Genomic DNA, 22,323 nt, shown 5'->3' on the forward strand with positions numbered 1-22,323 from the left:
TGCCCCTTCTGCGTGTCTCTTACGCGGCGAAGTTCTTCGCAACAAATTCCCAGTTAACCAGTGCCCAGAAGTGTTCCAGGTAGTTCGGGCGCGCATTACGGTAATCAATGTAATAGGCGTGTTCCCATACGTCCACGGTCATCAGCGGCGTGGCGCTGGTGGTCAGAGGGGTACCCGCATTAGAGGTGGAAACGATAGCCAGTTTGCCATCAGCCTCTTTTACCAGCCAGGTCCAGCCGGAGCCAAAGTTTTTAACGGCTGCGTCAGTAAACTTCGCTTTAAAATCCGCGAAACTGCCGAACGCGGCGTTAATCGCTGCCGCCAGCTCACCGGCAGGTTCTCCGCCTGCGTTGGGGGCCAGGCAGTGCCAGTAGAAGGTGTGGTTCCACACCTGAGCGGCGTTGTTAAATACGCCACCGTCTGAACTGCGCACGATCTCTTCCAGCGTTTTGCCTTCAAAATCGGTGCCCTTGATCAGGTTATTCAGGTTGGTGACATAGGTCTGGTGATGCTTGCCGTAATGGTACTCCAGGGTTTCCGCGGAAATGTGCGGAGCCAGGGCGTCTTTTGCATACGGTAGTGCAGGTAATTCGAACGACATTGCTTCTCTCCTTATAGTTTTATACGTTGCCAATAACCCTACAGACAACAAGGACAGAATAGCAAATTGAAAGGGTATGCAAAAGAGGAACTTACCCTGCCACAGAGGCGGCAGGGCAGGGTTTAGCGAATGGTTTTTGGCGTCATCACGCGGCGTGCACCCACATAGTGGCGCACCCAGTAATCTTCGCTGAGGGAGGTGATCTGAATGTCCTGACCGCTGCGCGGTGACTGGATAAATTTACCGTTACCCACATACACCCCAACGTGATCGGCCGTACCGCGTCCCTGGGTGCGGAAGAACACCAGGTCGCCATTTTGCAATTCGCCACGGTTTACAGGCGCGGCGTCGCGCAGATGGTACATCTCATTGGCGGTGCGTGGAATGCGAAACTTCACCAGATCTTTATAGGCATAATAAACCAGCCCACTACAGTCAAAACCGGTGCGCGGAGAGGTGCCACCCCAGCGATACGGTTTACCTATTTGCCCCATCAGTTTGTTCATCGCCGTTTTTTGCGCTTTCTGCATACGCGCTTTATGCACGTCAGCCAGCTTCGTCACTTTTGCGCATTTCGTTTTATGGCCTTTGCGCACGGTGCATTTTTCATTCACCAGGCTGGCGGTCGTGCGGGTGGTTTTGTGCGTGCCGGAACGGAGAGTTTTGGGTTTACTGGAGGCGGTCTTTTTGGTCTGAGCGGTGGTTTTCTTCTTTACTGTTTTACTGGTGGTTTTTTTCTTACGTTCTGTGGTTTTTGCCAGATGCGATTTTTGTACAGCAGAATGCCGCGCCTGTTCAGAGGCGTTCGCCGCTGGCGTAAATGAGAGTGTGGTAAACAGTAAAGCACAGAGCGTCATCGAGATTTTAGTTATCCGCGCCACTGGGCAGTCCCCTGATAAATGCAGGCCACAATGCATACCCGCGTGAGATTTACAAAACCTGTCGATTCTAATCCATAAATTCAGAAGAAGTTAATAGCATTTTTCATTCAAAAATTATGTTTCGTTAGCAAGTGCAAAAAAATTCATCATTCTGACGCACTCCTGTTCGCTCCTTAAGCAAAACCGCACCTCGTCTGGGGATAAACGACATTAGCAATGCAACTTTATGCGATAAGCGATAATATAATTAGACGTGACAAAAATGTTATTTTCCGATGTCGGCCTGACCCGCTACAATGTCAGACTGATGCCGTAACAGAAGTTAAAGGAAGCAAGACATGAGCACCACTATTGAAAAAATTCAGCGCCAGATCGCTGAAAACCCGATTCTCCTGTACATGAAAGGTTCTCCGAAGCTGCCAAGCTGCGGCTTCTCCGCGCAAGCGGTTCAGGCGCTGTCCGCCTGTGGTGAGCGTTTTGCTTACGTTGATATCCTGCAAAACCCGGACATTCGCGCTGAACTGCCAAAATATGCCAACTGGCCGACCTTCCCACAGCTGTGGGTTGATGGTGAACTGGTCGGCGGATGCGACATCCTGATTGAAATGTATCAGCGCGGCGAACTGCAACAGCTGATCAAAGAGACTGCGGCGAAGTATAAAACCGAAGAGCCGGACGCAGAGTAAGTTTTCTGCGGATATAAAAAAGCGACCACATTATGTTGGTCGCTTTTTTTTGCCTGTGGGACTGTTGATTACCCAACCTACGATTGAAGATCGGCCTCGTCGCCCATCGGCAGCGGCCAGCCGCCGAGACGTTTCCAGCGGTTGACGATCTCACAGAACAGCTCCGCCGTACGCTCGGTGTCGTATAACGCGGAATGCGCCTGGGTGCCGTCAAACGCAATACCCGCCGTGATGCAGGCTTTAGAGAGCACGGTTTGCCCCAGCGCCAGGCCGCTCAGCGCGGCGGTGTCGAAGGTCACAAACGGATGGAATGGATTACGCTTGAGCGAGGCACGCTCGGCGGCAGCCATAGTGAAGCTGTGATCAAAGGTGGCATTGTGGGCCACCATGATGGCGCGGCTACAGTCATTCTCTTTCATGCCTTTGCGCACCATTTTGAAAATGGCGTGCAGCGCCTCGTATTCGCTTACCGCCCCGCGCAGCGGGTTTGTCGGATCGATACCGTTAAAGGCCAGCGCCTCTGGCTGTAAGTTTGCCCCTTCAAAGGGTTCAACGTGGAAATGCAGCGTGGTGTCCGGTACAAGCCAGCCCTGTTCATCCATCTTCAGCGTGATGGCGGCAATCTCAAGCAGCGCATCGGTTTTAGCGTTAAATCCGGCTGTTTCAACATCAATGACAACGGGATAAAAACCACGAAAACGGTCGCACAGACCGGTAAATTGAGCGTTATCGGACATCAGGGTCTCTTACAAGGGGGAAAAAGCAGTGCGCATTATGGCAAATTTTGAGAGGGGATGCAGCAAAACAACGGGCGCATAGTGCGCCCTGCGGGATCAATTGCCCAGGCCGCGACCAGCGTCTTTGGCTTCGATCAGTTCGATTTTATAACCGTCCGGATCTTCCACAAACGCAATTACGGTGGTACCGCCTTTAACCGGACCGGCTTCACGGGTGACGTTACCGCCATTGCTGCGGATACGTTCGCAGGCTTCGGCGGCGTTATCCACTTCCAGCGCGATGTGGCCGTAAGCTGTACCCAGCTCGTAGCTGTCCACGCCCCAGTTGTAGGTCAGCTCGATGACCGCTTCATCAGATTCCGGGCCGTAACCGACAAACGCCAGAGAGTATTTATATTCCGGATTTTCGCTGGTGCGCAGCAGCTTCATGCCCAGAACGTTAGTGTAGAAATCGATGGAACGTTGCAGGTCGCCAACGCGCAGCATGGTGTGAAGTAGGCGCATAATTTCCTCATTAACCAGTGGAATGGATTATCTTTTTGAACAGAAACGATGTTTTAGTATAGCGGCGAAAGGTCGCCGCTATCAATGTACAAAGCGGGATTACAGTGAAGGGTAGTCGGTATAACCTTCCGCGCCGCCGCCATAGAAGCTTTCAGGACGCTGCGGGTTCAGTTCGGCTTTTTTCTGCAAACGGGCAACCAGATCCGGGTTAGCAATGTAGTCACGGCCAAAGGCCACGGCGTCGATCAGGCCTTTACCGATCAAATCCTCGGCTTTCTCTGCCGTATACGCACCCGCCCCGATAATCACGCCGTGGAAGCGCTCGCGCACTTTCTGACGGAAGGCTTCACTGTAAGGCTTGCCGCCTGCCCAGTCCGGCTCGGACATGTGCAGATAGGCGATACCGCGTTTCGCCAGCTCTTCAATCAGATACAGCGCGTCTGCTTCTTCGTTCGGACCGTTGTCGACGTTCTGGAAAGTACCGATCGGGGAGACACGAATACCAATGCGGTCTGCGCTCCACTCATTACAGACAGCATCCACCACTTCAAGCACCAGACGCGCGCGGTTTTCAACGCTGCCGCCGTACTGGTCGGTACGCTGGTTGGAAGACGGGGACAGGAACTGATGCAGCAGGTAACCGTGCGCAGAGTGAAGCTCAACCAGGTCGAAGCCCGCTTCCCGGGCGTTGGCGACGGCCTGACGGAAATCATTCACGATACCCGGGATCTCGTCCAGCTCCAGCGCGCGTGGCGTGGTGGTGTCGACGCGGATCGCATTACCGTTTTCATCGCGCAGGGAAGTGCGGGTATTGGCGTTCAGGGCAGAGGCAGAAACCGGCGCCTGACCGCCAGGCTGGATGCTGCTGTGTGAGATACGACCGGTGTGCCACAGCTGAACCGCAATACGGCCATCTTCAGCATGCACGCCTGCGGTGATTTTTTTCCACGCGGCGATCTGTTCCGGGCTGTGCAGACCCGGTGCACCGGCGTAGCCTTTTGCCTGGGCAGAAATCTGCGTGGCTTCGGAGATAATCAGGCCCGAGCTGGCGCGCTGACGGTAATACTCACCCATCAATGGCGTTGGGATATCGCCCGGCTCGATGCTGCGCAGACGGGTAAGTGGGGCCATAAACACGCGGTTTGGGGCAGTAACGGCACCCACTTTCAGTGGGGTAAACAGCTTTTCAGCGGACATAACGGCTCCTGAGTAGACCAGTCGACTAGTAAAAGGGTAAATAAAAACGCCGGCTACACGCCAGGCGCGGTAATACAGTTTTTCACATGCGCCAGCGCGCTTTCGAGCGGCACGGCGCTGCGAGACATTTTTGCTTGCAGGTTGGCGCCTAACCAGAGGGAATAGAGCACCTGTGCCTGCGTGAGCGGATCGCCGGAGAAGGAGAGCGTTTTTTCATTGCGCCCGCTCTCCAGCGCCTGAGCCAACAGGGCAATCACGCCGCTGGCTCCTTTATCCATGGCGGTGCGCATATCTTCGGAGAGATCGCACACTTCGGCAGACAGTTTTACCGTCAGGCAGCCGCTGATGATGCCCTGCTGACAGAACTGCGTCAGCGTTTCCTGATAGTAGTTCAGAACACGATCCCGGTAGTCACCTTTACTGCTGGCGAAGTGGGTTGCCAGGCGCTGATGGTAGCTGGCGTAGTGCCGCTCCAGCATGGCAACGCCAAACGCCTCTTTGGATCGAAAATAGTGATAAAACGATCCCTTAGGTACTTCAGCGGTTTTTAACAATTCGCTCAGCCCCATACCGGTAAACCCGCGATGCATGCAAAGGCGCTCGCCGGTAGCCAGCAAATGTTCTCGTGTATCGTGTTCAGTGTGTCTGCTCATGCCCTTACTCTAATAGACCGTTCGGTCTAATGCAAGCCCGCTTAGCGACGACATTGCGACAGAATATCCAGCTGCGGTTGATAAACCGCTGATTTCACGTCCATCATGCCCAGAACGGTGGCGAATAAATTGTCCTGTGAAACCGCCTCTTTTGCGGCATGGTCACGCAGGCAATCCGTGTTTACGCCGAAGTTTTTCGCATAATCCGGGGAGAGCCAGAACATAAACGGAATATGCGTTTGCTGCTCCGGGGCCAGCATATACGGCGTACCGTGCAGGTAAATTCCGCTTTCACCCAGCGATTCACCGTGATCGGAGAGGTAAATGAGCGCCGTGTTCATGTTGGCCTGCCGGGCTTTTAGCGCGTCGATGGTTCGGCTGACCACGCTGTCGGTATACAAAATCGAGTTGTCATAGGTATTGATCAGCGACTGATGATCGCAATCCTGAATTTCATTGGTATCGCAGGTTGGGGTGAACTTGCGAAAGCTGTCCGGATAACGGTTGTAGTAGGCCGGACCGTGGCTGCCCATCAGATGAATAACCAGAACCGTATCCTGCTTTATTCCATCCAGTACGTTGTCCAGACGGTAGAGGTTGACGTCGTCGATACAGGATTTGTCCTTACAGAACTGATCCAGTTTCCACTGGGTCATGTCCGTGTGCGGCACGCGGTCGCAGGCGCCTTTACACCCGCCGTCGTTGTCGCGCCACAGCAGGTTGAAACCGGCATGGTTAAGTACATCGAGCAGACCTTCCTGGTGATGGGCGAGGTCCGCGTCATATTTTTTCCGCGTCATGCCGGAGAACATGCAGGGGACGGAAACGGCGGTTTCCGTGCCACAGGAGGAGGCCTGGGGGAAGTTGATGACATCCTTCTTTTTCAGCTCGGGGTTGGTTTCACGCGGGTAACCATTTAACGAGTAGTTTGCGGCGCGGGAGGCTTCGCCCACCACCACAATCAGCACGGTTTTCTTGCGTTGGCTGGAAATCAGTGCGCCTTTATGAGCATCCTCGCCAATGCGGATCAGCGTCTGGTCGCCGGCAAACCAGCGCATTTTGCTGTATTTCACCAAGGCGCTCACGTAATTCGCCGGGGTGACCATTTTGACGATGCTTTTGTTATTGCGGAACAGCGAAGCATAATCTTTATAAAACACCGCCGCGACCAGGATGATCACCAGCAGCGCACCCAGCATAGCGGCGACACGCGTCAGGAGGGCATACCACCATTTTCCGGTGCGAATGCGCGTCAGGGCAAAAATAATCGATGGAACCAGACCCGCAACGACCAGCCACAGGATCATCTGCGGCGTCACCAGGGCAGTCGCTTCCTGGGAATTAGTTTCGAACACGTTCACAATCATGTTCTGATCGATAACCGTGCCATAGGTATACATAAACCAGGTTGCGGCGGCGCATCCCAGGGTCAGGACAATCATGAGCGGCTTGCGAATAAAGGGAATATTCAGCAGGCTGAAGACAATCACCCAGCCGCAGAACAGCACCAGCGGCACGCTGGCAGCAAACAGGAGATCGTGCAGATGCGCAGGCGCAATGATTGACCAGCTGCGCTGGATAAACAGTGCATTCAGTACGGTGAAGAAAAGTGCACAGCCCAGAGTAAATTTTATATCGTTACAGTGTAACTTTTTAGTGAACCACATGATGACCAGACCATTCGTTATATCAATGCGGCGAGTATAAGAAGGGAAGATTAGCGAAACCTTAATGCTCTGTTTGTGGCGGACATCCTTGCATGCAAGCCATTTAGGGTCTTCACTGTAGGGAATAATGACGTTCTGGAGGTAGGTGTGGCAGAGCAACTGGAGTTTTTCCCTGTCCAGAGCCCGTGCCGGGGTATTTGCCAGGTAGATGAACGAGGATACTGTCGTGGCTGCATGCGCACGCGCGATGAACGTTTTAACTGGCAAAATTTCAGCGACGCGCAAAAGCAGGAGGTCTTACGGCTCTGTCGACAGCGTCTGCTGCGTAAAATTCGTGCAAACAAAGCGGTTGAAAGCGAAGAACCTCAGCAACCTTCACTGTTTTAGCAGGGTAATTGCGTATACTGGTGACATGACTTCCTTGAGGAAAATGTTATGGTTCAGCGTATTACCCTTGCCCCGCAGGGCCCGGAGTTCTCCCGATTTGTTATGGGCTACTGGCGCCTTATGGACTGGAATATGTCTCCGGTCCAGCTGGCGGACTTTATAGAAGAGCATCTCGATCTCGGGATCACCACCGTCGATCACGCTGATATTTATGGCGGCTATCAGTGCGAGGCTGCCTTTGGCGAAGCGCTGAAGCGTGCGCCGGCGCTGCGTGAACGTATGGAGATTGTGACCAAATGCGGTATTGCCACCACAGCAAAACCGGAGCATGCGCTTGGGCATTACATCACTGACAGCGCGCATATCGTTAAAAGCGCCGAGCAGTCACTGATTAACCTGGCCACCGATCGTATCGACCTGCTGCTGATCCACCGACCCGATCCGTTGATGGATGCGGATGAGGTCGCGGAAGCCTTCCTGACGCTGCACCAGAGCGGCAAAGTGCGCCATTTTGGCGTGTCTAACTTCACCCCGGCACAGTTTGCGCTATTGCAGTCTCGCCTGCCGTTTACGCTGGCGACGAATCAGGTGGAGATCTCGCCTGTTCATCAGCCGCTGCTGCTGGATGGCTCGCTCGACCAACTGCAACAGCTGCGCATCCGTCCAATGGCATGGTCCTGTCTGGGAGGCGGCCGCCTGTTTAACGATGAGGCATTCCAGCCGCTGCGTAACGAGCTTGAAACGGTGGCGCGCGAACTGAATGCGGAGAGTATCGAGCAGGTGGTTTACGCCTGGATCCTGTGCCTGCCGTCTAAACCGCTGCCAATTATTGGCTCCGGCAAAATTGAGCGCGTCCGCGCTGCGCTTGTGGCTGAGGAGCTGGATATGACGCGTCAGCAATGGTTCCGCATCCGCAAGGCGGCGCTGGGCTACGACGTACCCTGAGCACGCCTGAACCTGACTTTCCGGTGAAATCTGCGCCGCTGGTATAGACTTAAGGTGCAAAAAATAACCCGTGGAGGTCTTATGAAGCGTTTTGCTCTGGCAATGGTCACGCTGGTTGTTTGCGCAGGTGCGCATGCAGCCAGCGAGGACGTTGAAATGAATCTCGTCACTTCTCAGGGGGTAGGCCAGTCCATCGGGACGGTGAAAATCACCGAAACCGATAAAGGGCTGGAATTTGCTCCCGATCTCAAGGCTCTTCCACCCGGCGAACATGGTTTTCACGTTCATGCCAAAGGCAGCTGTCAACCCGCAATGAAAGAGGGGAAACCAACAGCTGCGGAAGCCGCAGGGGGGCATCTCGACCCGCACAACTCCGGTAAGCATGAAGGCCCGGAAGGGATGGGGCACCTCGGCGATCTGCCGGTGCTGGTGGTAAATAACGATGGTAAAGCCACCGATCCGGTTGTGGCGCCACGACTCAAAAAGCTTGACGAGGTCAAAGGCAAGGCGCTGATGGTCCACGTGGGCGGCGATAACATGTCCGATCAGCCTAAACCGCTTGGCGGCGGCGGGGCGCGCTATGCCTGCGGGGTGATCTGATCGCCAATCGTTCCGGGTGGCGGCGCCTGTTCAAGCTGTGACAGGGAGCAGTGCAGCCGCCAGATAATGGACGCCAGATCGCGGGCCGCAGGCTGATGATGGTGCGCCAGCGCGTCGCAAATACGCTGAAGCTCGGCGAGCGTGACGCTCAGGGGGCGCTGCTGCACCCCGCGCTCGCTCATCACATCTCGGAGCATGGAAATACAGTTATCACGGACCTGCGACAGCGGATCGGAACGCGTCTCCCAGGCGCGCAGCTGCCACACCACGTGCGAACAGTTTAACAGCACCACGCCCCAGCGCAGTAGCCAGCGACGGGAGAGTGAATCCTGGCTGTTGTTCAGCTGGCTGACATGATGGTAAACCAGCGACTCATACTCACTTTCGCGCAGATGCGGCCTGCGGCTCAGCTGATCGACAAAACCCCTGCGCAACTCCCGAATATGCCTGCGGCTTTTACGCGCGTCCGAGCCCGGGCGTAGCACGGCGAAAGCCAGCCACGCCAGCCCCACGCCGAGGATCTTCGCCAGATTGTCGTTGAGAAAATCAGCATAATCGTAAACCGGTGGATTCGTTACAGAGATAAATGAGCCCATAAAAACAATCAACTGACCCCACAGACCGGCCAGTTTAGGCATTTGCAGTTTGAGCAACTGCATGGTGGTTAATAGCGGGAAGAGAAACAGCAGAAATTGCCAGAGGTCGGTTATCTGCACCATCAAACCAAATTTCACCACGAAGCTGAACAGCGACAGCAGTACCAGCGTACGCAGCAGAAGCGTCAGGGAATTAAAGGGGGAAGCGGCGACGGAATAGAGCACGCAGCTGATTGCCGCAAGCGTCAGGGCCGCACTGCCCGCATCCCATTGCGTGGTGATGGCCCATGCGCCCACGGCCGTCAACGCGCAAAACGTACGAAAACCGCTCCACAGCGCCTCCATTGCGTCGGTATGCCGCGCCAGAGCAGGACTACCGGGAACGGAAAATTCGGTGACGGGCGTGGCATTCTCGACGGCTTTTAACCAGCGACTGCTGCGCAGATACAGGCGGCAGAAATAGTTCAGACGCTGCCAGAAGGCACGGTGCCGGTAGTCATATTCATCCGTCGGGGCGAGCGGCGCGATAATGCGCGCAACGGTATAGATATCGGCATCCGGACGCGCAAGGGCGGCGAGCAGCGCCTCGATAATCTCCCGGGTATGGGCTGGCGGTGCAGGCCAGTTCAGCAACATCCGGCGAAGGCTCGAGATCGCGCTCGTCATCCGCAATTGCTGGTGCAGTAAATAGTTCAGAAGCGTGTTCTGGCGACGAAAACGGTAGTGGCTCCAGAAAGCCTGGATGCGCAACAGGTTCATGGTCAGGATCTGGCCGATGACCTTTTCGTGCGCGAGGCGGATGTCATCGCTGCTGTCAGGCTGCCAGAGCAGGCTGGCATGTTCCAGCAAACGTGCGTGCATCGTTTTAAGGGCGGTGATAAGCGTAGTGCCATCTGAGGTACTGGGCAGGATCATCATCATGACGCCCCCGCACAGAATGCCGACCATCACTTCACACACGCGTGCCTGGGCGATATCCCATAGCTCGGTGGTGTCCAGCACGTTGACGACCGGAAAGGCGATAATGGCCGCGGTGTAACCCGCCAGTTGAAACGCATAGGCAACGTTATTGGTAAAATGGGCGCAGGCCCAGGTACACAGCCCCAGCCATGCCGACATGCTTAACAGAAAGAGCCAGGGATCGTTCAGGGTATGGCCGGCAAGAAGCAGTGCGGCGGTTGCCCCCAGCAGGCTACCCGCCACGCGCCCGAGGCTTTTACTGATAACGCCCCCGACGGTAGGGAAGCTGACGACCGCCGCAGAGGTCATCGCCCAGTAAGGCTCATCCAGATTCAGATAGTAGGCAACCGTAAGCGCAAGGCACATGGCGATGCCGTTACGCAGCGCGTAACGCCACTGCGGCCGTGTCGCTTTTACCCACGGCATATTGCGCCAGGAGAAAGCCCCCAGGTTCATCATCGCGATCCGATGGCGACGGTGCAGGTTGTGCCAGAGACCAGGGTAATGTCTTTCGGCAGTTGATCAAACTCGACGCGAACAGGCACCCGCTGAGCCAGGCGCACCCACGGGACGTTGGGTTTGATGTCAGGCACCAGGCCAGAATCGGTTTCCACGCTCTGATCGTATATTGCCCGACCTATGCTGCTAACGTGACCCTGTAACGTTTCTGCACCGCTGTAAAGCGTGATCCGGGCAGGCGCACCCTCGCGGATATGGCGCAGCTTGGTCTCTTCAAAATAACCTACAACATAGAAAGAGTGGCTATCGACCAGGGCGAAGACCGGCTGGCCTGTGGTGGCGTAATCACCCACACGGGTGGACAGGCTCGTGATCCATCCATCCACCGGGGCTTTGACCACGGTCTGGGTCAGTTGCCACTCGGCCTGTTTCAGCGTTGCCTCTGCAACCTTCAGGCTGGCCTGCATGGCTTTTACATTGATATTGGCGGTATCGAGATCTTCCGCAGAGATGTAATTTCTCGACAGATGGCGGCGGCGTTCGGCTTCGTTATTGGCTTTTGCCAGATCTGATTGAGCTTTTGCAAGCTGAGCCTGGGCATTAAGCACCGCAATGTGGAAAGGGGTCTCATCGATATGGAATAGCACATCGCCCGCATGAACGTACTGGTTGTCCTTCACCAGAAGCGCGCTGATACTGCCGGACACCTGTGGCGTGATGCTGACCTGTTCCGCGCGGATCTTGCCGTCACGCGTCCAGGGCGACTGCATGTAATAATTCCAGAGCCACCAGCCGGCCATCACCGCCAGCGCTAAAACGAAAAGAGTGGAAAAATATTTTAACGTTTTCAATGCTATTCTCACCACACGGTTAACACGGCAAGGCCAATACAGACGGAGAGGGTAAACAGGGAGAGATCCATTAACATCGGGTGCCAGATTTCACCGGAATACATCCAGTCGCGCAGCAGACGATGCGCAATGAGCCAGATTACAAAACCGACCATCACGGCTTTAAACAGTGGCGGAAAGTAGACCGATGCGCCAACAATCAGATCCTGGAGGGGCAACCCTGCGGAGAAGGAAAAAAACGTCACAAGCAGCGATCCTTTGCGGTGGAATGAGGGCCACAATGGCATATTTCAATGCGATGGCGCATTACCGTTCAGTGTAAATCATCCTTTAAGGAATGATGAATACCGTGATTGCATTTGTTTTGGCAATACAAATACTGCAAACTATTCTAAAATCACTATAATCACTTAGCAAGCTAATTATAAGGAGATGAAATTGGAATCGCCATTAGGTTCTGATCTGGCAAGGTTGGTACGCATCTGGCGTGCTCTGATTGACCATCGCCTGAAACCTCTGGAACTTACGCAGACGCACTGGGTTACGCTGCATAACATTCATCAGCTCCCGCCCGATCAGTCACAGATCCAACTGGCAAAAGCGATTGGTATTGAGCAGCCTTCTCTGGTGCGTACCCTTGACCAGCTGGAAGAGAAGGGACTCATCTCCCGACAAACCTGCGCCAGCGATCGTCGCGCCAAGCGGATTAAATTGACGGAAAAAGCGGCCCCGATTATTACTGAGATGGAGACCGTCATCAGTAAAACGCGAGGGGAGATCCTGGCCGGTATTTCCCCCACTGAGCTGGAGATGCTGATCGGACTCATCGCCCGTCTTGAACAAAACATCCACGATTTACAGTCGCGCGACTGACGTTATTCACAGGCCTTGCTGGTGCAAGGCCTTTGTCATGTTCTGAACACCACCACCCGGTTGCGGCCCGTCTCTTTTGCCTCGTACATGGCTTTATCCGCGCTTTCCACACAGGTTTCAGCGCTGGTCTCCGGCGAGGTGGCGGTGAATACCCCCATACTGATAGTAATCGGTTCCGGGAGATAACCGCCGCTGCTGACGTTGTCGAAACCGCTCAATTTGAGACGTATGCGTTCGGCAACCTGTTGCGCAAGATCGGAAGGGGTATTTGTCAGCATGAGCACAAATTCTTCGCCGCCGATCCGCGCCGCGATATCCTGCGGTCGCACTGAATCGGTCAACAGGTTTGAGACAAACTGTAAAACCTTATCCCCCTGCAAATGGCCGTAGCAGTCGTTAATGCGTTTGAAACGGTCAAGATCGCTCACGATTACCGATACCGGGTGCGCCATCGATGCTGTACTCAGCGCCTGATTTAATGAATCATAGAAATAGCTGCGATTATACAGACGGGTGAGGGGATCGCGGATCGAGTTTTGATAAGACTGCTGATATTTAACATGCGAGTCACGATACAAATTAAATACGTCGGAAAGTAAGATGAAAATAATCATCAGCGTAGCGACAGTTTCGAATAACCGTGCGCGGTACCATGAAACATCTTCTGCATGTCCGCCTAATAAAAGCATTAGCAGAGTGACGATATAACAGACGCATAAAAAATTGCCGCCGACCCAAAACAAATTCCTTACGCGGGTAATGGCCATCAACGTGATTAATGTTACTACCCACAGAACAATCAAAATGATATTGATCGCCTGGCTCCAGAGAACCATAAACTGTCGGGTTTCATTATCCACCAGGTCCAGTGTGAGCAGCGTTGAATGGCTGGAATAGAACAATGCCAGCCCAAGCATACAGCCGGTAAAGAGCGCCGTCCCGGCCAGTACTGCGACATGGGCGCCGCGTGAGAGAGCGGACGTACGCAGGGTATATAGCAATGCCGAGATGATTATCAGCACCGCCATTAAAAAGTGGCGGAACATATAGAAAATCATGGCGTCATTATAGTTCGCCACGTTGAACTGATAGAGATCAAGCCAGGCCGGGAAGCTGGACAGTGTCCCCACCATCAATAACGCTGAGCCGGCAAAGGCCAGGGCAATGGGAACAAGATATAATCGCCTTCTGTCGCACCAGTATTTCATTGCCATAAAACAGGCAATAAACAGATGAAACACCAGAAGAAATATCGTCAGCGTAGGGAAAAACAAAGGTGAAAACGAAGGAACCCATTCAACAAGTTTTATAAAAAAAGCTTGTAATACGGCAATGATAACAATGCATCCAAGCGCGAAGGCCACAAAGCGGTTCTTTACAAATCGACAGATCGCAAGCATAGAGAATTTAAAAATTAAAAAAGAAAAGAGATTGCGAAGAGTCTAAGTGAGGGAAATAAAAAATACTTTGCGCACGGACAAAAATAGATGAAATGAATAATTCACCGTGTGAATGTATTGTGCAAATATATTGTTGGAAACGATGATTTTGTTAAATGGATGCGGTCTGAACAGACCACATCCATCAGGATATTAGCGCGGGGAGACGGTAACCTGGCTGCCGTTGCTTGCCAGTACAACACGCTGGCCAGCAGAGAAGCGGGTGTTACCCTGTTTCTGCACAACCATAATGGTGCTGCCATCGTCTTTACGGATTTCCAGCTCAACGCCCTGAGTTTTGTTCATCGCGCCCTGAACGCCCTGACCCGCTACGCCGCCTGCAACTGCGCCCGCTGCGGTAGCCAGAGAACGTCCGGTGCCGCCGCCAATGGTATTACCCAGGAAACCACCCAGCACAGCACCACCGATTGCGCCCACCACGTTCGTGTCATCGCCACCCTGAATCTGAACAGGACGGGCATTAACGATAGTACCGTATGTCACGTTCTGTACCTGTTTAGCTTCAGAAGCACTATATACGTCGCCGGAGAGTGAACTGTCATTCACACAACCCGCCAGTGTTAAACCAATCAGCGAAACGCCCAGTACACGTAAAATCATTTGACTCTCCTGTTCACCAAAAAACGCCCGGTTGGGGCATCCGTTATGGCTAAATTATATGGCATTCCTGACCACAGTTCATATCTTTGCATGCCGAATAGATAAATTTTACTTCAGCAGGGCTTAACGGGACATAAACAAAAACCGTCTGTGCTACAGGTCTGAGATTGTTAAAAAATATTATCACCGCATAGCAAAGCCGCGTTATTTATGATGGAGTGTTTGCACTTAGCCCATGTAACGTAAGGAAAGCGCATGAAATCGGGTCGCTATATCGGTGTGATGTCTGGTACCAGTCTTGACGGTGTGGATGTCGTTCTGGCCGCCATTGATGAAAACATGGTGGCGCAGCAGGCAAGCCTGACCTGGCCTATTCCTGTCTCGTTAAAAGAAGAGATCCTGAACATCTGCCAGGGACAACAGCTGACGCTTTCCCAACTGGGCCAACTGGATGTGCGTCTGGGGGCGCTGTTTGCTGAGGCGGTACTGGCCCTGATGCAGCAGGAAAGACTCCACCCGCAGGATATCGTGGCAATAGGTTGCCATGGGCAGACCGTCTGGCATGAACCTGTCGGCGAGGCGCCGCACACGATGCAAATTGGCGATAACAACCAGATTGTGGCAAAAACCGGCGTGACGGTGGTGGGGGATTTTCGTCGTCGCGATATGGCCCTCGGCGGGCAGGGGGCGCCGCTGGTTCCGGCATTTCATCAGGCGCTGCTGGCGCACCCGGTAGAGCGCAGGATGGTCCTGAACATCGGCGGGATCGCCAACCTGTCGATGCTTATTCCCGGGCAGCCCGTGCGGGGGTACGATACCGGACCCGGTAATATGCTGATGGATGCCTGGATCTGGCGTCAGAGCGGTAAAGCCTACGACAAAGACGCGCAGTGGGCCAGCCAGGGGAAAGTGATCCTTCCCTTGCTGCAAACCCTGTTAAGCGATCCTTTCTTTGCTCTGCCCGCGCCGAAAAGCACGGGGCGGGAATATTTCAACTACGGCTGGCTTGAACGTCAGCTGGCGCGCTTCCCCGGCCTTGCGCCTCAGGATGTGCAGGCTACGCTGACGGAGCTCACCGCGGTGTCGATCTCTGAACAGGTGTTGCTGAGCGGCGGATGTGAGCGCTTGCTGGTATGCGGAGGCGGAAGCCGCAACCCGCTGGTGATGGCACGCCTCGCCGCCTTGCTGCCAGGCACCGAAGTCACGACCACTGATGAAGCCGGGATCAGCGGAGACGATATGGAAGCGCTGGCCTTCGCCTGGCTTGCCTGGCGTACGGTTGCCGGTCTGCCGGGGAATTTACCCTCCGTAACCGGTGCGCGGGAGGCGAGCGTCCTCGGGGCCATTTTCCCCGCAAACCCGCGCCATAATCAGAGTTAACTGAAATTCAGCGGGAGGCGTAACCCGTAAAATAGGGAAAAACAGGAGGGCGGTTAGGCCCTCCAGGACCAGGATAGTCTTCGGAATCTGCCCATGAAAAAACTTCTTCTCATTGCTGTACCTTTTCTTATGACCGGATGCAGCGTCTATAACCAGTTCGTTGAGCGTATGCAAACCGATACGATGGAATATCGTTGTGATGAAAAACCGCTGACGGTGAAGCTGAACAACCCGCGTCAGGAAGCCAGCTTTGTTTATGACAATAAGTTGTTAACGCTGAAGCAGGGAATGTCGGCCTCCGGTGCGCGCTACTCGGACGGGATCTACGTCTTCTGGTCAAAAGGCGACAGCGCCACCGTCTACAAGCGTGACCGCATTGTGCTGAACAATTGTCAGCTTGAAAATCCGAAGCGTTGAGATTTTTGAAGGGGGCGCGCACAATAGCGCCACCCAATCTCACTTTCAGCTAACGCCATGTCAGATAACGACGAACTACAGCAAATTGCGCATCTGCGCCGTGAATACACCAAAGGCGGTCTGCGCCGCCAGGATCTTCCCGCCGAACCGCTGGTGCTTTTTGAACGCTGGCTGAAGCAGGCCTGCGAAGCGAAACTGGCTGACCCGACGGCAATGGTCGTTGCCACGGTTGATGAAAATGGTCAGCCGTATCAACGCATCGTTCTTCTCAAGCATTATGACGAGAAAGGGCTGGTGTTCTACACCAACCTTGGCAGTCGTAAAGCGCATCACCTTGAAAATAATCCGCGTATTAGCCTGCTCTTCCCGTGGCATATGCTGGAGCGCCAGGTGATGGTCACCGGCAAGGCGGAGCGCCTCTCTACGCTCGAAGTGGTGAAATATTTCCACAGCCGCCCACGCGACAGTCAGATCGGTGCCTGGGTCTCTAAACAGTCCAGCCGAATCTCAGCCCGCGGCGTGCTGGAGAGTAAATTCCTCGAACTCAAACAGAAGTTTCAGCAGGGTGAAGTACCGCTGCCGAGTTTCTGGGGCGGGTTCCGCATCCCCATTGAGCAGATGGAATTCTGGCAGGGCGGTGAACACCGCCTGCACGACCGCTTTTTATACCAGCGCGACAACGGTGGCTGGAAAATCGACAGACTGGCCCCGTAATCCCCAAAATTTGTTGATTTAAGCGCTAGCGCACACCGCGCTGGCGCTTTATTCTATGGTCCTTTCGCATCAGGCGAAAAGTCGTGTACCGGCAAAGGTGCAGTCGTTTATACATGGAGAATTTGATGGCAAGCAGTAACTTGATTAAACAATTGCAAGAGCGGGGCCTCGTGGCCCAGGTGACGGACGAGGAAGCGTTAGCAGAGCGACTGGCGCAAGGCCCGATCGCGCTCTATTGCGGCTTCGATCCCACCGCTGACAGCTTGCATTTGGGGCATCTTGTTCCATTGTTATGCCTGAAACGCTTCCAGATGGCCGGCCATAAGCCTGTCGCACTGGTTGGCGGCGCGACCGGTCTGATTGGCGACCCAAGTTTCAAAGCCGCTGAGCGTAAGCTGAATACCGAAGACACCGTGCAGGAGTGGGTGGATAAGATCCGTAAACAGGTTGCACCGTTCCTGGATTTCGACTGCGGTGACAACTCTGCGATTGCGGCGAACAACTACGACTGGTTTGGTGGCATGAACGTGCTGACGTTCCTGCGTGACATCGGCAAACACTTCTCTGTTAACCAGATGATTAACAAAGAAGCAGTAAAGCAGCGTCTTAACCGTGACGATCAGGGTATCTCTTTCACGGAGTTCTCCTACAACCTGTTGCAGGGGTATGACTTCGCCTGCCTGAACAAGCTGCACGGCGTCTCTCTGCAAATTGGCGGTTCCGACCAGTGGGGTAACATCACCTCCGGTATCGATCTGACCCGTCGCCTCCACCAGAATCAGGTGTTTGGTCTGACCGTGCCGTTGATCACCAAAGCCGACGGTACCAAGTTCGGTAAGACCGAAGGCGGCGCGGTATGGCTGGATCCGAAGAAAACCAGCCCGTACAAGTTCTACCAGTTCTGGATCAACACGGCGGATGCCGACGTTTATCGCTTCCTGAAGTTCTTCACCTTTATGGATATCGAAGAAATCAATGCGCTGGAAGAAGAAGACAAGAACAGCGGTAAAGCACCACGCGCCCAGTACGTGCTGGCGGACGAAGTGACTAAACTGGTTCACGGCGAAGAAGGTCTGGCGGCGGCGAAGCGCATTACGGCGAGCCTGTTCAACGGAACCCTGAGCGATTTAAGCGAAGCGGATTTCGAACAGCTGGCGCAGGATGGCGTGCCGATGGTTGAGATGGAAAAAGGCGCCGATCTGATGCAGGCGCTGGTGGACTCCGAGCTCCAGCCGTCTCGCGGTCAGGCGCGTAAAACCATCGCCTCTAACGCGATCACCATTAATGGCGAAAAACAGGCCGATCCGGAATACACCTTTACCGAGAACGACCGTCTCTATGGTCGCTACACGCTGCTGCGTCGCGGTAAGAAAAATTACTGCCTGGTCTGCTGGAAGTAATTAAAAGTATGCAGGGGCGTGGGAAACCACGCCCCTTTTGTTTTGACAGGGTTTGGTAAGTACAACATGAAGAACATCCTCGCCATTCAGTCCCACGTTGTGTTTGGACATGCTGGCAACAGCGCTGCGGAATTCCCGATGCGCCGCCTCGGCGTTAACGTCTGGCCCCTCAATACCGTCCAGTTCTCGAATCACACCCAGTACGGTAAATGGACCGGCTGCGTAATGCCGCCGTCGCATCTGACGGAAATCGTTCAGGGGATTGCGGATATCGACCAGCTTAAACGCTGCGATGCCGTACTGAGCGGCTATCTGGGTTCGGCGGAGCAGGGGGAACATATCCTCGGCATTGTGCGCCAGGTGAAAGCGGCAAACCCCGCGGCGAAATATTTCTGCGATCCGGTGATGGGACATCCGGAAAAAGGCTGCATCGTAGCGCCGGGCGTTGCGGAGTTTCATGTCCGTCATGCATTGCCCGCCAGCGATATTATTGCCCCCAACCTGATTGAACTTGAGATCCTGTGCGAGCATCCGGTCAACAGCGTAGAAGAGGCGGTAAGCGCCTCTCGCGAGCTGATCGCCCAGGGGCCAGAGATTGTGCTGGTTAAGCACCTGGCACGCGCAGGGTTGAGCCAGGACCGTTTTGAAATGCTGCTGGTGACGAAGGATGAAGCCTGGCATATCAGTCGACCGCTGGTGGATTTCGGTGCACGTCAGCCTGTCGGGGTCGGGGATGTGACCAGCGGTTTGCTGCTGGTGAAGCTATTGCAGGGCGCGAGCCTGCGCGATGCGCTGGAGCACGTCACCGCAGCCGTTTATGAAATCATGATTGCGACGAAGACGATGCAGGAATATGAGCTCCAGGTCGTCGCGGCGCAGGATCGCATCGCGAAGCCGGAGCACTATTTTAGCGCAACGCAGCTTTAGAAAACGCCCGGCGCCGCTGCGCTTGCACGGGCCTACGGAATTTATAGGCCGGGTAAGCGTCAGCGCCACCCGGCAATCCAGGCCGCTCGGTTAATTCAATCCTTCCGCTTTCAGCGCCGCTGCCACCGCAGGACGCTCCGCCACGCGCGTCATATACGATGCGACATGGTCTAATCCTTCCATGTTCAGCTTAACCGCGCGCGCCCAGCGCAGAACGGTAAACAGATAGGCATCGGCGATGGTGAAACGCGAGCCACAGATCCACTGGTCGTCTTTCAGCGCGTCGTTAACGTACTGCAACTTTTTCTCCAGCAGCGCGCGCACGGTAGGTTTGTACTCTTCCGGCGTGTCCGGGCGGAACAGGGGCGTAAAGCCTTTGTGCAGTTCGGTGGCAATATAGTTCAGCCACTCCAGCGTTTTATAACGCGCAATGCTGCCGGTGGGGGCAAGGAGCTGACGATCCGGTACGTTGTCCGCCAGGAATTGCATAATCGCCACCCCTTCGGTCAGCAGGGTGCCATCATCCAGCAGCAGGGCCGGAACCTGGCCTTTTGGGTTAATCGCAAAAAAGTCATCCCCGTTTTCCAGACGCTTTTTCATCAGGTCAACGCCGTCCAGCGTGAAATCTTTACCGCTCTCGCGAAGCGTAATATGGGAAGCAAGAGAGCAGGCGCCCGGTTTATAGAACAGTTTCATCGGTAACTCCTTTTTGCTGAGGTTCCAGCTATGTTAGTGCGCGTTCGGATAAAAAAAAAGCCGCTAATCAATTAGCGGCTTCTGTTCAGTCGTTTCCCGATGACATTACGCGTTCGCGGTTTTGATCGCTTTAGCGGATTTGTCGTCGTCCTGGGTCATACGATTCAGTTTAGGTGCGGTCAGCAGCATCAGCACGGCAATCACGGCGGTCGCGATACCAATTTGCATGAACACGGTGCCGTAGACATTCAGGGAAACCAGCGGGTCGGTAACGTTGTCTGGTACCGCCATCAGGTTCGCAATCTTACCTGCGATGATGGCCGCGCCAGCGGTCGTCAGGAACCAGCTGCCCATGATGAAGCCCATCAGACGCTGAGGGACCAGCTGCGCAACCATCGCCAGGCCCAGACCGGAGATCATCAGTTCACCGATGGATTGCAGCGCATAGCTCAGGATCAGCCAGTTAACAGACACGATACCCGCGTCGGTCGCGAATTTCGTCCCCAGCGGCAGCACCAGGAATGCGCCAGAGCACAGCACCATACCGATAGCGAACTTGTGCGGCATAGGCAGACGGTCGCCCATCTTGTTATAGATAGCGGCCAGAATCGGGCTACCAATCATGATCCAGAACGGGTTCAGGGCCTGATACTGCTCCGGCTCGAACGCGATACCAAGGATGGAGTGCTCAACGTTGCGGATAGCGAAGAAGTTCAGAGACGTTGGCATCTGGCTGTACAGAACGAAGAAGATGATCGCTTCCAGCATCAGGATGAACGCCACAATCATCTTACGACGTGCCGCACCCTGCATCGCAAAGGCTTCTTTCGCGAAGATAATCACGATACCCAGCGCAACCACGCCCAGTACGGCACGTGCAACGCCCTGGTTGTGCAGCAGCCAGGTGGCGACAGCGGCCAGGATCACGATGCCGACGATGGTTGCCAGCAGTTTGCCCATGTGCACGGGTTCGAAGTCTGGTTTTGAACCATAGTCTTTAACCCAGCTACGGCAGAACAGGAAGTTCACAACGGTGATCAGCATACCCACGAAGCTCAGCGCAAACGCTACGCTCCAGCCGAATTTTGCGGCCAGCCATGGGGTTGCCAGCATAGAGAAGAAGGAACCAATGTTGATGGACATGTAGTACATGGTAAATGCACCGTCCAGACGTGGGTCATCTTTGCTGTAGCAGGTAGAGAGCAGGGAAGACGGGTTCGCCTTGAAGAGGCCGTTACCTACCGCGATGGTAGCCATGCCCATGTAAACCACACCTGCATCGTGCCCGGACCAGGCAACCAGCCCATAGCCAATCGCCAGAACAACGGCGCCCAGCATAATGACTCGTTTAGTACCGAGGACTTTATCGCCTAACCAGCCGCCGATAGCGACCAGGCCATACACCAGGGCGCTGAAGGAAGAGAACAGCGTGATGGAATCAGCTTCAGACATACCCAGCTGTTTAACCAGGTAAACCGCCATGATCCCTTGCAGGCCGTAGTAGCCAAAACGTTCCCATAATTCGATCGAGAAAATGAGATAGAACGCTTTAGGCTGTTTGAAAGCGTTAAGACTTACGCTCTCATCTGTTGGTTTATTGTTTGCAGTAGACACATATACCTCTTTTTTTACATCCCATATTAACGGGGGTGTTCATAGCGTGATGACCGTAGTCCATCCGCTTTATAGTTATATTGGGAGGGGAAACGGCGGGTAATGTTCACTATCCAGCCCCATCTGGCAATACGTTTGTAATAATCTGTTACATATAACTCTGGCGGTATAATCATCGGTTCATGCAAATGTTATACAGCGTTAAATCTCATCCGTTCAAAATTGATGGTTTTTTTCACTGTAAACGACCCTGTTCAACGGCTGTATGGCGATATGTTCTGCTATTTTGGGTGATTGGCAGTGATATAGCCCATATTCTGAAAAATGACTGGTCTTATGTGCGGTGTGGAATCGATGAAATCTTGTCTGACAAAGGGGGTGGGCGGGTTTTAACAACAAAAATCCAACATCAGGTTATCAGAGTGATCGCGATCACAGATGTATAGAAATTTTTGGTGATGAAAAAACTATTAACCTGTTTGAGTGTTAAATGACCGAAGAATCGACAATGCGTAAAG

General features: G+C 54.1%; 24 protein-coding genes. 10 read left to right on the plus strand and 14 right to left on the minus strand.

Annotated features, from left to right (window positions below):
* Window positions 1–19: 19 nt before the first annotated feature.
* The gene (sodB, locus tag FZF21_RS09400; RefSeq protein ID WP_017384606.1) at window positions 20–601 is read right to left on the minus strand and encodes a superoxide dismutase [Fe]; all 582 of its coding nucleotides are present in this window, start codon (window positions 599–601) and stop codon (window positions 20–22) included.
* 122 nt (window positions 602–723) lie between these two features.
* Window positions 724–1,482 carry a C40 family peptidase gene (locus tag FZF21_RS09405; RefSeq protein ID WP_017384605.1) on the minus strand — a complete coding sequence of 253 codons (759 nt, stop codon included), beginning with the start codon at window positions 1,480–1,482 and terminating at the stop codon, window positions 724–726.
* 338 nt (window positions 1,483–1,820) lie between these two features.
* Between FZF21_RS09405 and grxD the strand changes: the two genes are divergently transcribed.
* A complete protein-coding gene (grxD, locus tag FZF21_RS09410) occupies window positions 1,821–2,168 on the plus strand; it encodes a monothiol glutaredoxin 4 (RefSeq protein WP_003832760.1) in 348 nt (115 codons plus the stop codon).
* 77 nt (window positions 2,169–2,245) lie between these two features.
* On the opposite strand, the gene rnt is transcribed toward grxD, so the two are convergent.
* The 5 genes from rnt to eptA all read right to left on the minus strand — a co-directional run bounded on the left by rnt (window position 2,246) and on the right by eptA (window position 6,926).
* Window positions 2,246–2,905: a ribonuclease T gene (gene rnt / locus FZF21_RS09415; protein WP_003857625.1), complete on the minus strand. Its 660-nt coding sequence runs from the start codon at window positions 2,903–2,905 to the stop codon at window positions 2,246–2,248.
* Between the two features lie 96 nt (window positions 2,906–3,001).
* On the minus strand, window positions 3,002–3,409 hold the full coding sequence (gene gloA / locus FZF21_RS09420) for a lactoylglutathione lyase (RefSeq protein WP_003857623.1): 408 nt from the start codon (window positions 3,407–3,409) through the stop codon (window positions 3,002–3,004).
* 99 nt (window positions 3,410–3,508) lie between these two features.
* Window positions 3,509–4,606 carry an alkene reductase gene (locus tag FZF21_RS09425; protein WP_023299948.1) on the minus strand — a complete coding sequence of 366 codons (1,098 nt, stop codon included), beginning with the start codon at window positions 4,604–4,606 and terminating at the stop codon, window positions 3,509–3,511.
* Window positions 4,607–4,659: 53 nt separating this feature from the next.
* Window positions 4,660–5,259: a TetR/AcrR family transcriptional regulator gene (locus FZF21_RS09430; RefSeq protein ID WP_047737601.1), complete on the minus strand. Its 600-nt coding sequence runs from the start codon at window positions 5,257–5,259 to the stop codon at window positions 4,660–4,662.
* 41 nt (window positions 5,260–5,300) lie between these two features.
* Window positions 5,301–6,926, minus strand: a complete 1,626-nt coding sequence (eptA, locus tag FZF21_RS09435; protein ID WP_047737598.1) for a phosphoethanolamine transferase EptA — start codon at window positions 6,924–6,926, stop codon at window positions 5,301–5,303.
* A 147-nt stretch (window positions 6,927–7,073) separates the two neighbouring features.
* Here eptA and FZF21_RS09440 point away from each other — a divergent pair, with 147 nt between their 5' ends.
* The 3 genes from FZF21_RS09440 to sodC all read left to right on the plus strand — a co-directional run bounded on the left by FZF21_RS09440 (window position 7,074) and on the right by sodC (window position 8,858).
* Entirely contained in the window at window positions 7,074–7,313 is a 240-nt protein-coding gene (locus FZF21_RS09440) for a DUF1289 domain-containing protein (RefSeq protein WP_017384600.1), read from the plus strand.
* A 48-nt stretch (window positions 7,314–7,361) separates the two neighbouring features.
* A complete protein-coding gene (locus tag FZF21_RS09445; protein WP_047737597.1) occupies window positions 7,362–8,258 on the plus strand; it encodes an aldo/keto reductase family oxidoreductase in 897 nt (298 codons plus the stop codon).
* Window positions 8,259–8,339: 81 nt separating this feature from the next.
* Window positions 8,340–8,858, plus strand: coding sequence for a superoxide dismutase [Cu-Zn] SodC (sodC, locus tag FZF21_RS09450; protein ID WP_015570677.1), 519 nt, complete (start codon window positions 8,340–8,342; stop codon window positions 8,856–8,858).
* Here the strand turns inward: sodC and FZF21_RS09455 are convergent.
* Genes FZF21_RS09455 through FZF21_RS09465 form a run of 3 tightly spaced genes read right to left on the minus strand, consistent with a single transcriptional unit; the run spans window position 8,837 to window position 11,969 of the window.
* On the minus strand, window positions 8,837–10,870 hold the full coding sequence (locus FZF21_RS09455) for an FUSC family protein (protein ID WP_047737594.1): 2,034 nt from the start codon (window positions 10,868–10,870) through the stop codon (window positions 8,837–8,839). The two genes, sodC and FZF21_RS09455, sit on opposite strands and share 22 nt — an antisense overlap.
* Window positions 10,870–11,730 carry an HlyD family secretion protein gene (locus FZF21_RS09460; protein ID WP_047737727.1) on the minus strand — a complete coding sequence of 287 codons (861 nt, stop codon included), beginning with the start codon at window positions 11,728–11,730 and terminating at the stop codon, window positions 10,870–10,872. Before FZF21_RS09460 ends, FZF21_RS09455 begins: the two co-directional genes overlap by 1 nt.
* Before the next feature lie 2 nt (window positions 11,731–11,732).
* Window positions 11,733–11,969, minus strand: coding sequence for a DUF1656 domain-containing protein (locus FZF21_RS09465; RefSeq protein ID WP_047737591.1), 237 nt, complete (start codon window positions 11,967–11,969; stop codon window positions 11,733–11,735).
* A gap of 187 nt (window positions 11,970–12,156) precedes the next feature.
* Between FZF21_RS09465 and slyA the strand changes: the two genes are divergently transcribed.
* Window positions 12,157–12,597: a transcriptional regulator SlyA gene (slyA, locus tag FZF21_RS09470; RefSeq protein ID WP_017384596.1), complete on the plus strand. Its 441-nt coding sequence runs from the start codon at window positions 12,157–12,159 to the stop codon at window positions 12,595–12,597.
* Window positions 12,598–12,632: 35 nt separating this feature from the next.
* Here the strand turns inward: slyA and FZF21_RS09475 are convergent, their stop codons facing one another.
* Window positions 12,633–13,997: a GGDEF domain-containing protein gene (locus tag FZF21_RS09475; protein ID WP_063945773.1), complete on the minus strand. Its 1,365-nt coding sequence runs from the start codon at window positions 13,995–13,997 to the stop codon at window positions 12,633–12,635.
* 192 nt (window positions 13,998–14,189) lie between these two features.
* The gene (slyB, locus tag FZF21_RS09480) at window positions 14,190–14,657 is read right to left on the minus strand and encodes an outer membrane lipoprotein SlyB (RefSeq protein WP_003857604.1); all 468 of its coding nucleotides are present in this window, start codon (window positions 14,655–14,657) and stop codon (window positions 14,190–14,192) included.
* 255 nt (window positions 14,658–14,912) lie between these two features.
* Between slyB and anmK the strand changes: the two genes are divergently transcribed.
* The 5 genes from anmK (at window position 14,913) to pdxY (ending at window position 19,495) form a co-directional block, all read left to right on the plus strand.
* Complete coding sequence (gene anmK, locus FZF21_RS09485; RefSeq protein WP_015570673.1) at window positions 14,913–16,037, plus strand: anhydro-N-acetylmuramic acid kinase; 1,125 nt, start codon at window positions 14,913–14,915, stop codon at window positions 16,035–16,037.
* Between the two features lie 87 nt (window positions 16,038–16,124).
* Window positions 16,125–16,454, plus strand: a complete 330-nt coding sequence (gene mliC, locus FZF21_RS09490; protein ID WP_149120967.1) for a C-type lysozyme inhibitor — start codon at window positions 16,125–16,127, stop codon at window positions 16,452–16,454.
* Window positions 16,455–16,511: 57 nt separating this feature from the next.
* A complete protein-coding gene (pdxH, locus tag FZF21_RS09495) occupies window positions 16,512–17,168 on the plus strand; it encodes a pyridoxamine 5'-phosphate oxidase (RefSeq protein WP_003857601.1) in 657 nt (218 codons plus the stop codon).
* A 125-nt stretch (window positions 17,169–17,293) separates the two neighbouring features.
* Window positions 17,294–18,568, plus strand: a complete 1,275-nt coding sequence (gene tyrS / locus FZF21_RS09500; protein WP_017384594.1) for a tyrosine--tRNA ligase — start codon at window positions 17,294–17,296, stop codon at window positions 18,566–18,568.
* 66 nt (window positions 18,569–18,634) lie between these two features.
* On the plus strand, window positions 18,635–19,495 hold the full coding sequence (gene pdxY / locus FZF21_RS09505) for a pyridoxal kinase PdxY (RefSeq protein ID WP_015570669.1): 861 nt from the start codon (window positions 18,635–18,637) through the stop codon (window positions 19,493–19,495).
* A 90-nt stretch (window positions 19,496–19,585) separates the two neighbouring features.
* Here the strand turns inward: pdxY and gstA are convergent, their stop codons facing one another.
* Window positions 19,586–20,191 carry a glutathione transferase GstA gene (gstA, locus tag FZF21_RS09510; RefSeq protein WP_003857598.1) on the minus strand — a complete coding sequence of 202 codons (606 nt, stop codon included), beginning with the start codon at window positions 20,189–20,191 and terminating at the stop codon, window positions 19,586–19,588.
* Window positions 20,192–20,296: 105 nt separating this feature from the next.
* Window positions 20,297–21,805 (minus strand): dipeptide/tripeptide permease DtpA, encoded by a 1,509-nt coding sequence (gene dtpA / locus FZF21_RS09515; RefSeq protein ID WP_003857596.1) that lies wholly within the window; start codon window positions 21,803–21,805, stop codon window positions 20,297–20,299.
* Between the last annotated feature and the right edge of the window lie 518 nt (window positions 21,806–22,323).

Origin of the sequence: Enterobacter sp. LU1, assembly GCF_008271405.2 — a bacterium.
GTDB classification, from domain to species: domain Bacteria; phylum Pseudomonadota; class Gammaproteobacteria; order Enterobacterales; family Enterobacteriaceae; genus Enterobacter; species Enterobacter hormaechei_C.